The organism is Gordonia sp. NPDC058843 (genome assembly GCF_042743165.1).
Lineage (GTDB): Bacteria > Actinomycetota > Actinomycetes > Mycobacteriales > Mycobacteriaceae > Gordonia.
Genome location: NZ_JBHYNC010000069.1, coordinates 7,431 through 15,891, shown reverse-complemented (window position 1 = coordinate 15,891; position 8,461 = coordinate 7,431). Strand labels below are relative to the sequence as shown.

Here is an 8,461-nt window from a genome sequence, read left to right as displayed (position 1 = left end):
GGGGTGGGCTGCGGCCCCCCTCCCCGGGCGGGCGCCGGGGGGCCGCCGCGGGGGCGTGGTGTGTGTTTGTCGGCGCGGCCCCCCCCCCCATGAGGAGCGCGCCGGCGGCGGACCGCTATCGGCTTCGGCGCGTGGACCACTCGGATGCCCACTCCGACGGGTCGGCGTCCCGGACTCCCGGGGCCAGTCCGCCGAGGTGTTGCGAGAGAACCGGATCGGCGTCTCCGAAGAGGTCGGTGCGCGACCAGTCGACCACGCAGACCCGACGGGCGATCCGCCACTCGTCGTCCCGCCGTTCGAAACGATCCAGATATCGCGCACCGGCGAACCTGACGTGCGACTGGCCATCGGCGGGCCGCAGGGTCTGCGACGTCTCCGGGCCTACCGGGTGGAAGACCAGGACGTACGACTCGACGTCGGCAACTCCTGCAGCACAGTCGATGTCATAGATCACGTTGGTCATGTGGTGCTGACTGAACTCGGGCGTCTCGCCGAACCCGTCGATGACGCGGGCCGCCAACGCGCCCGGCGGCGTCTCGGCGGGAGAGTAGCTGCGGACGTCAACGGCATCGGCGAAGTAGGCGGACTCGAGGAGATCGGGGTCGCGCCGGTCGACTCCTCGGACGTACCGCATGAGGACTTGGTGGATCTCCGAACGTGCACAGACTTCTTCGATGCTGACCATGAGGATGTTCCTGACTTCGGTGGGGTGGCACTCGACGACGTCGAGCTTCCTCAGTGTGCATCGAAAACGCTACGGACACAACCGAATACAAGAAACGTACTGCTATGCGAACCGAGAGGACGTGATGATCATGATCGACGCTGAGGACGCTGTCGGCCGGCCCGGCGACCATCAGTCGGGCCATGACGTCGACACCGACGTCCTGGTTCTCGGTTCGGGTGTCGCAGGTTCGTGCGCCGCACTCGCGGCCGCCGAGGCAGGTGCGCGGGTGGTCGTGATCGAGCCGGCGGACGCCCCGGGCGGGCACTCGAAGCTGTCGACCGGGGTGTTTATGGCAGGGGGTGGCGACCGGCGATCCGGAGAGGCATTCATGCGGGACTACCTCAACGTCGTCCGACAGGCGGTCGGTCCCGACGCGGTGCGCACGTACGTGGAACACAGTCGTGCGACGGTGGATTGGCTCGGCGATCACGGGGTCGGCTTCCACGATGAGGCGATCTCGGGTGGCAATGCCGTGGAGCGACGATCCCTGGTTGCGGTCGACTTCGGTGCCGGGATGATGGCGTCCATCGCGTCGGCGCTGGACAAGGCGTCGGTGACGACGGTGCTGCGGCATCGCGCCACCGAACTGCTGCAGGAACAGGGCAGGATCTGTGGGGCGCGGGTGCGGGGGCCGTCCGGTGAGGACGAGATCCGTGCGGGTTCCGTCGTGCTGGCCACCGGCGGATTCGGTGCTGATCCGGAGCGCCTCGCCGAGTACTACCCGTCGGCCGCCGCCTGCGGCGACTGGCTGTGGAATGCGGGCCACGAACACAATCGGGGCGACGGGCTCCAGATGGCGATCGATGCCGGTGCGCGTGTGGTCGGACACGACCGTGGGCTGCGTGTGCTCCACGCTGACTTCGTACGGAGTATCGAGGCGACGATCCCCGGCTGGGTGATCCTGGTGGACGCGCAGGGCCGGCGCTACGTCGACGAGACCTCGCAGTACGGGATGCTGGCCCACCGGACCGGTGACGTGGGCGACCGCGCCTGGGCGATCCTCGACGCGAAAGCGCTGGCGACGACGGAAGGGCAGGCGGCCGACGGTGTCGCCGACTATGTCCAGGGCATCCCGGGGATAGCACGTCGCCGCAGTGTGAACTTCGGACCGGCGATGATGCGGGAACAGCTGGCGTCAGGCAAGGCCGCGTCGGCCGACACCATCGGCGAGCTCGCGGATGCCGTCGGCCTGCCCGCCGATCAGCTCACCGCGACCGTCCGTCAGTACAACGACGGCAGTCGACGACGGACGGACAGCCTGGGCAAGCGGCCGGAGTTCCTGCGTCCGTTGGACAGGCCTCCCTACCTTGCGGTCGAAGTCCGTCCGGCCACGCTCGTCTATACGGCCTGTGGTCCGGCCATCGACGACTCGGGGCGCGTGCTCGACCGTCTCGGTGACCCCATCGCCGGTCTCTGGGCGGCGGGCGAGGTCACCGGAGGTGTTCTCGGTGATCTCTACGTCGGCAGTGGTTCGGCAATCGGTGCGGCCGCGACCATCGGTCGGATGGCGGGATCGTCGGCGGCATCGTCCGCTCTCGCTGGGGAGTCGGCCGGAGGGTCACCCGCCGGCCGCGGCGGGTCGCCCTCGCCGGGTGATCCGGAAGACGGCTGACTTCGGTTCCATGGCAATGACAGTCACCGCACGATCGATTGAAGGATCATGAGACGAACTCTCTTCGAGACCGAGCACGAGGACTTCCGGGCAACCGTCGGTTCATTCCTCGATCGGGAAATGGTTCCGCAGCAGGCGAAATGGTCGGCGCAAGGGCACATCGACCGATCGTGCTTCGAATCGGCCGGTCGCCTGGGACTGCTCGGTGTCGCGGCGCCGGAGGAGTTGGGCGGCGGTGGGGTCGACGACTTCCGCTACAACGTCGTGCTGAACGAGGAGATCCACGCCCGCGGACTCAACGGACCCGGACTCGGCTTCACGCTCCACAACGACATCGTCCTGCCGTATCTGCTGAAATTCGCGGATACCGAGCAGCAACGGCGGTGGTTGCCGGCGATGTGCGACGGGACGGCGATCGGCGCCGTCGCCATGACCGAGCCCGGAGCGGGTAGCGATCTTGCCGCCATCGGGACGGAAGCCCGACGCGAGGGTGACCATTACGTGGTCAACGGTTCGAAGACGTTCATCAGCAACGGGATCAACGCCGACGTCGTCGTGACCGCGGTGAAGACCGATCCGACACAACGTCATCGAGGGATGAGCCTGCTCGTGCTGGAACGCGGGATGGCCGGGTTCGAGCGTGGACGCCGGCTCGAGAAGGTCGGGCTACACGCCCAGGACACCGCCGAACTCAGCTTCGTCGATGTCATCGCGCCGGTCGCGAACAGACTGGGAGAAGAAGGTGAAGGATTCACCTTGCTCGCCGAATGTCTCGTCCAGGAACGGCTGTCGATCGCGGTGACGGCCATCGCCGCGGCGCGAGCCGCCCTGGAGGGCACCGTCGCCTACGTGCGCGATCGCGAGCTCTTCGGCCGGACTCTCGCCGAGTTCCAGAACGCACGGTTCGTGTTGGCGGACATCGCGACCGAGGTGGAGATCGGTCAGGTGTACGTCGACCGTGCCGTCTCGGAGCACATGGCAGGCGAACTGACCCCGTCGTCGGCCGCGAAGGCCAAGTGGTGGACCACGGAACTGCAGAAGTCCGTGGTCGACAAGTGCGTTCAACTACATGGCGGGTACGGCTACATGCTCGAGACGCCGATCGGACGCGCCTATCAGGATGCTCGCATCACCACGATCTACGGGGGCGCAACCGAAGTGATGAAGGAGATCATCGCCCGATCGCTCCTGCCCGGGTCGACAGTGCCCCGGGTTCACAGCAAGCAAGGAAGGTAGTCATGGAATCCTTTGTGCAGCTCCGAAAAGGAGAGACGCCACATCATGTCCATCGTGACCTCGACGGTCTGAAGGACGAAGAGCTGGGACGGTACGGATTCGTGGGGCGGCAGGCGCAGCTCTACCGCCGAAATGACCCGACGAAGTACACCTCGTCCGGTCCGTTGGGCATGACCGAGGTACTGGTCGACGACCTTCGACCGACCGATCTGACCGATCCGGAGGGGCGGCCTCTGGTGCTGTTCCACAACGAGGATGTGCGCTTCCTCCTCAGCAGGCGGAGCGCGGCCATGCCGTTTCACGCGCGCAACGTCGGCGGCGACGAACTGTTCTTCATCCATCAGGGCACCGGGCGATTCGACACCGAGTTCGGGACACTGGTTTACGAACCCGGTGATTGGGTCCTGATACCCAAGGCGGTCACGTATCGTCAGGTTCCCGATGCGGGGGATCAGGCGCAGTTGATCATCGAATCCGTGGAGGAGTTCCGGGTGCCGGACCCGGGGGTCCTCGGCAGGCACCATCCGTTCGATCCCACTGTGGTCGTCATCCCCGAGCCGCAGGTCTATACCGATGGCGGTCCGCAGTGGCGGGTGAGACTCACACGTCGTGACGTCCAGGGTGAGTTGGTGTACGACCACAATCCCTGCGATGTCGCCGGCTGGAAGGGCGACTACTTCCCGTTCAAGTTCAACATCCGGGACTACAACCCGATCCTGTCCGAGACGGTGCATCTGCCGCCCACGGCTCAGATCTTCCTCCAGTCCGAAGGCGTGGTCGTCCTGAACTTCCTGCCGCGACCTGCCGAGAGCCGCGAGGGTGTCGAACGGTTGCCGTGGTTCCACCGGAACGCCGACTACGACGAGGTGGGGTTATTCCACGCCGGGGACCTGTTCGGCGTCCAGATCCCGCCCGGCCTGCTCACGCACGCTCCGCAGGGAATCCACCACGGACCGCCGGAGCGGGCACGGGCACGCGCGCGCCGCAAGTTCGCCGACTACGACCGGGTGAACTGGTCCATGATGTCCATCGACACCCGCCGATCGTTGACCGTCAACCCCGATGTCCGCCGCCTGAGTGAAGAGCAACAATGAGCGCATACAGCAGAACCCCTTTCCTGGTCGTCTTTCCCGACACCTCGTCGCAGCGCGACACCTACGGGGGTACCGGCGAGAACGTCGCCCTCGAGGCCCATCTCCTGCGCGGTGCGACACCCAGCGACACGGTGATCGTGTTCATGCACCCGGTGGGAGGCGGCGCATATCTGCCCATGACCAACGCCCTGGCGCGAGCGGGACACCACGTCGTCTACTGCAACAGCCGGTACCGGGGTGTCGATTCGGCATTGCTCATGGAGAAGGTGGTCGAGGACCTGGCGGCGTGTATCCGGCATGTCCGCGCCGAATTCGGTTACCAGCACGTGGTTCTCGCGGGATGGAGCGGCGGGGGTTCGCTGTCCGTCTTCTATCAGGAGCAGGCCGAACGCCCGACCGTCACGGCGTCACCGTCGGGTGACGGTCCCGATCTGACCGCATTGGACATCCCGCCGGCCGACGGGCTGATGTTGTTGGCGGCGCACGTTTCGCGCCACGAGACCCTCACCGAGTGGCTCGATGCCTCGATCCTCGACGAGCGCGATCCGAGCGTGCGGGATCGAGAACTCGACCTCTACGACCCGCTCAACCCGAATCAGCCGCCGTACACCGAGGAGTTCCTCGAGCGATACCGCGCCGCGCAGATCGCGCGCAACCGGCGGATCACGGCGTGGGCCACCGCGCGACTGGACATCCTCCGCAGGTCCGGCCGCGCATCGGACGAGTTCGCTTTCGTGGTGCACGGGACCATGGCCGACCCGCGTTGGCTCGATCCCGCGCTCGATCCGAACGACCGCACGCCGGGGACCTGCTACCTCGGTGACCCGCAGGTGGTGAACATGAGCCCCGTGGGACTCGCCCGATTCACCACGCTGCGGAGTTGGTTGTCGCAGTGGAGCTTCGACGATGCCCGGGCCGACGGGGTCCGTGCCGCGGCGGGGGTCACCATTCCGGTGCTGGTCATCGGGAACACCGCCGACGACGCGTGTACGCCGAGCCATACGCGACGGCTACACGAGGCCTTCGTCAACACGACCGCGGAACGGTACGACGTGCGCGGCGCGACCCATTACTATTCGGGCCCCGATCAGCGTCGGCATCTCGGCGATGCGGTAGCGCACATCGATGACTGGATGCATCGTCAGGGCTTCGCCGACCATCTCGAATCCGTTGCGGCCGGATCGGCCTCCGTATCGTGAGCGCTTCTGAGTCAACGGATCTCGGCCTGCCGACCGGGCCGACCTGGGGTTCGGTACTCGCGATACAGGCGCACCGGCTGCCCGATGTGCTCGCACTCTCGGACGATCACGGCGTCGAACTCGACTACCGAACTCTCGACGAGGAGGTGCGCCGCGCGGCCTGGTACTGGCGTTCCCTCGGAGTCGGTCCCGGCGATCGCGTCGCGCTCCTCGGGCGCAACAGTGTGGAACTGGTCGTGAACCTTCTCGGACTCGGCCTCACGGGTGCTGTTCCGGTACTGCTGAACTGGCGTCTGGCCGACGCCGAGCTGGCCGAACTCGGCCGTTTGTGCAGCCCCGCGATCATCGCGCACGACGCCGAGTTCCGCTCCGGTGCACTGGCGGCGGTTCCCGACGGGCAGCGGATCGTGATGCTCGGTGACGCGACGGCGACGACCGCCGACGGACGACGGGACGTCGAACCCGACCATCTCGACCCGGTGTCCGGGGACACGCTCGCCCTGCTGCACACGAGCGGTACCACCGGGTTGCCGAAGGTGATCGCGCTGGACGAGAAGGCGCACATCTGGGGGTGCGGCCGGCTGGTCACGATGGCAGGGCTCACCGAGCGCGCCGTACATCTCCGATTCACCCCGCTGTTCCACCTCGCCGGTCTGCAAGAGATCGGGGCGAGTCTGCTCAGCGGGGGAACGACGCTGTTGCAGTCTGACTTCGACGCCGACGTGTGGCTCGACACGGCAGCGGCTCGTGGTGTCGCGTACGGGCACCTGCCGCCGTCGACGATGCGCCGGGTGCTCGCCGCGTTCGAACGGCGGACCGAGAAGCCGGATCTGAGCTCACTGGTGGAGATTTGGTACGGAACCGCGCCGGCCGGAGACGAATTGGTGACCGCGGCCCTCGATGCGTTCGGCTGCGGCCTTCGTCAGGTGTACGGCATGACCGAGGCGCAATCCCCGGTGTCGATGCTCGGTGCCGACGACCACGAGTCCGGCTCCGGGCGGATCGGTACCGCAGGCCGGGTGTTGCCCGAATGGGAGGTGCGTCTGCGCGATCCGAGCGGTGAAGCGGTGTCGAACGGTCAGCCCGGCGAGCTGGAGATCCGTGGGCGACAACTGTTCTCCGGGTACTGGGCGCCTGACGGCGGGCACGGGTCCGGGCTCGATGCCGAGGGTTGGTACCGCACCGGTGACGTCGCCGTCCTCGACGAGGAGGGGTACCTCACCATCGTCGACCGCGTCAAGGACATGGTCATCAGCGGAGGTGAGAACGTCTACCCGGCGGAGGTCGAACGGTTGCTGGCAGCTCATCCCGATGTACGTGAGATAGCGGTGATCGGCGTGCCCGATGCCACCTGGGGGGAGACCGTGCATGCGGTCGTGGTTCCTCGGGCGCCCGAATTCGACATCGAGGCTTTCATACGGTGGAGCAGGCACCGGATCGCGGGATTCAAGCGACCTCGCTCGGTGGAGCTCGTCGACGAACTCCCGCGCAATGCCAGCGGAAAGATCCTGAAACGTGCTTTGCGTGAACGAAACACAACATCAACAGCAGTGGGGAACTGACATGACCGAAACCATCACCGATCGACCTCGGCTGGGCGAGGGCTTCGCTCGCAGGCTCGAGCCGGGACACTATCGGCGCGTACAGCTCCGTCTCGACGGCGCGATCGCGACCGTCTGCCTGAGCAACCCGACCAGACGCAACGCGGTGGACGGCCACATGCACGACGAGATCGCCGACGTCTTCGCCGCCATTCATCGGGAGTCCGCCGTACGGGCGGTGATCCTCACCGGTGATCCAGCCGGCGGGGCGTTCTGTGCCGGCGGCGATCTGGACTGGTTACGCGATCAGGCGCCGACCGGGGAGGGTTATGAGGTGATCCTGCGCGGCGGGATCGATCTGGTGCGCGCCATGCTCAACGTTCGTCAGCCGGTGGTCGCCCAGGTCAACGGCACGGCGATCGGCCTAGGGGCGACTCTCGCGCTCCTGGCCGACGTGGTCTACGTCGGTGAGCAGGTGACGTTCGCCGATCCGCACGTCGGTATCGGCGTGGTTGCGGGTGACGGCGGTGCGGCGCTGTGGCCGCTGCTCGTCGGTCCGCACCGCGCGAAGGAGTTCCTGATGACCGGCGACCGGTTGACCGGTGCCCGCGCCGCCGAGATGGGCCTGGTGAATCATGCGCTGCCCGCCGACGACGTCGAGGAGGCGGCGCGGGCCATGGCCTTGCGGCTCGCCGAGGGGCCGCGGCTTGCCGTGGAGATGACGAAGGCCTCGGTGAATCTGCTGCTGCGGCAGTCCATCGAGCAGGTGCTGACCGCGTCGATCGCCATGGAGGGACTCAGCTTCCACAGCTCCGATCATCGAGAGGCGTTGCGCGCCTTCGGTGTCAAGCAGGCGCCGAGGTGGGGCGCCACGGAGAACTGAGTTGTGGGTGGTGGGGGGGGGTGGACCCCCCCCCCCACCCCCCCACCCCCCCCCCCCGGCCTCCACTCGGCCCGCACCTCCTGCCGCACCACATCGCGTGTTATATGACCTCGACCACCGAGATCTACACCGCGCGCGATGAGTGGGGCGGCACCAAGTTCCCCGTGGT

7 protein-coding genes are annotated in these 8,461 nt (G+C 67.0%); 6 read left to right on the top strand and 1 reads right to left on the bottom strand.

Annotated features, from left to right (window positions below; translation table 11 throughout):
• Window positions 1–115: 115 nt before the first annotated feature.
• Entirely contained in the window at window positions 116–685 is a 570-nt protein-coding gene (locus tag ACFW3F_RS24750) for a nuclear transport factor 2 family protein (RefSeq protein WP_388062244.1), read from the bottom strand.
• Window positions 686–815: 130 nt separating this feature from the next.
• Between ACFW3F_RS24750 and ACFW3F_RS24745 the strand changes: the two genes are divergently transcribed.
• Genes ACFW3F_RS24745 through ACFW3F_RS24720 form a run of 6 tightly spaced genes read left to right on the top strand, consistent with a single transcriptional unit; the run spans window position 816 to window position 8,292 of the window.
• Complete coding sequence (locus ACFW3F_RS24745; protein WP_388062242.1) at window positions 816–2,339, top strand: FAD-dependent oxidoreductase; 1,524 nt, start codon at window positions 816–818, stop codon at window positions 2,337–2,339.
• Window positions 2,340–2,387: 48 nt separating this feature from the next.
• Window positions 2,388–3,575, top strand: a complete 1,188-nt coding sequence (locus ACFW3F_RS24740; protein ID WP_388062240.1) for an acyl-CoA dehydrogenase family protein — start codon at window positions 2,388–2,390, stop codon at window positions 3,573–3,575.
• A gap of 2 nt (window positions 3,576–3,577) precedes the next feature.
• Window positions 3,578–4,669: a homogentisate 1,2-dioxygenase gene (locus ACFW3F_RS24735; RefSeq protein ID WP_388062238.1), complete on the top strand. Its 1,092-nt coding sequence runs from the start codon at window positions 3,578–3,580 to the stop codon at window positions 4,667–4,669.
• Window positions 4,666–5,868 carry an alpha/beta hydrolase family protein gene (locus ACFW3F_RS24730; RefSeq protein ID WP_388062236.1) on the top strand — a complete coding sequence of 401 codons (1,203 nt, stop codon included), beginning with the start codon at window positions 4,666–4,668 and terminating at the stop codon, window positions 5,866–5,868. The genes ACFW3F_RS24735 and ACFW3F_RS24730 overlap by 4 nt, the downstream gene beginning before the upstream one ends.
• Window positions 5,865–7,430 (top strand): class I adenylate-forming enzyme family protein, encoded by a 1,566-nt coding sequence (locus ACFW3F_RS24725; protein ID WP_388062234.1) that lies wholly within the window; start codon window positions 5,865–5,867, stop codon window positions 7,428–7,430. Before ACFW3F_RS24730 ends, ACFW3F_RS24725 begins: the two co-directional genes overlap by 4 nt.
• Before the next feature lies 1 nt (window position 7,431).
• Window positions 7,432–8,292, top strand: a complete 861-nt coding sequence (locus ACFW3F_RS24720) for an enoyl-CoA hydratase/isomerase family protein (protein WP_388062232.1) — start codon at window positions 7,432–7,434, stop codon at window positions 8,290–8,292.
• The last annotated feature ends 169 nt before the right edge of the window (window positions 8,293–8,461 follow it).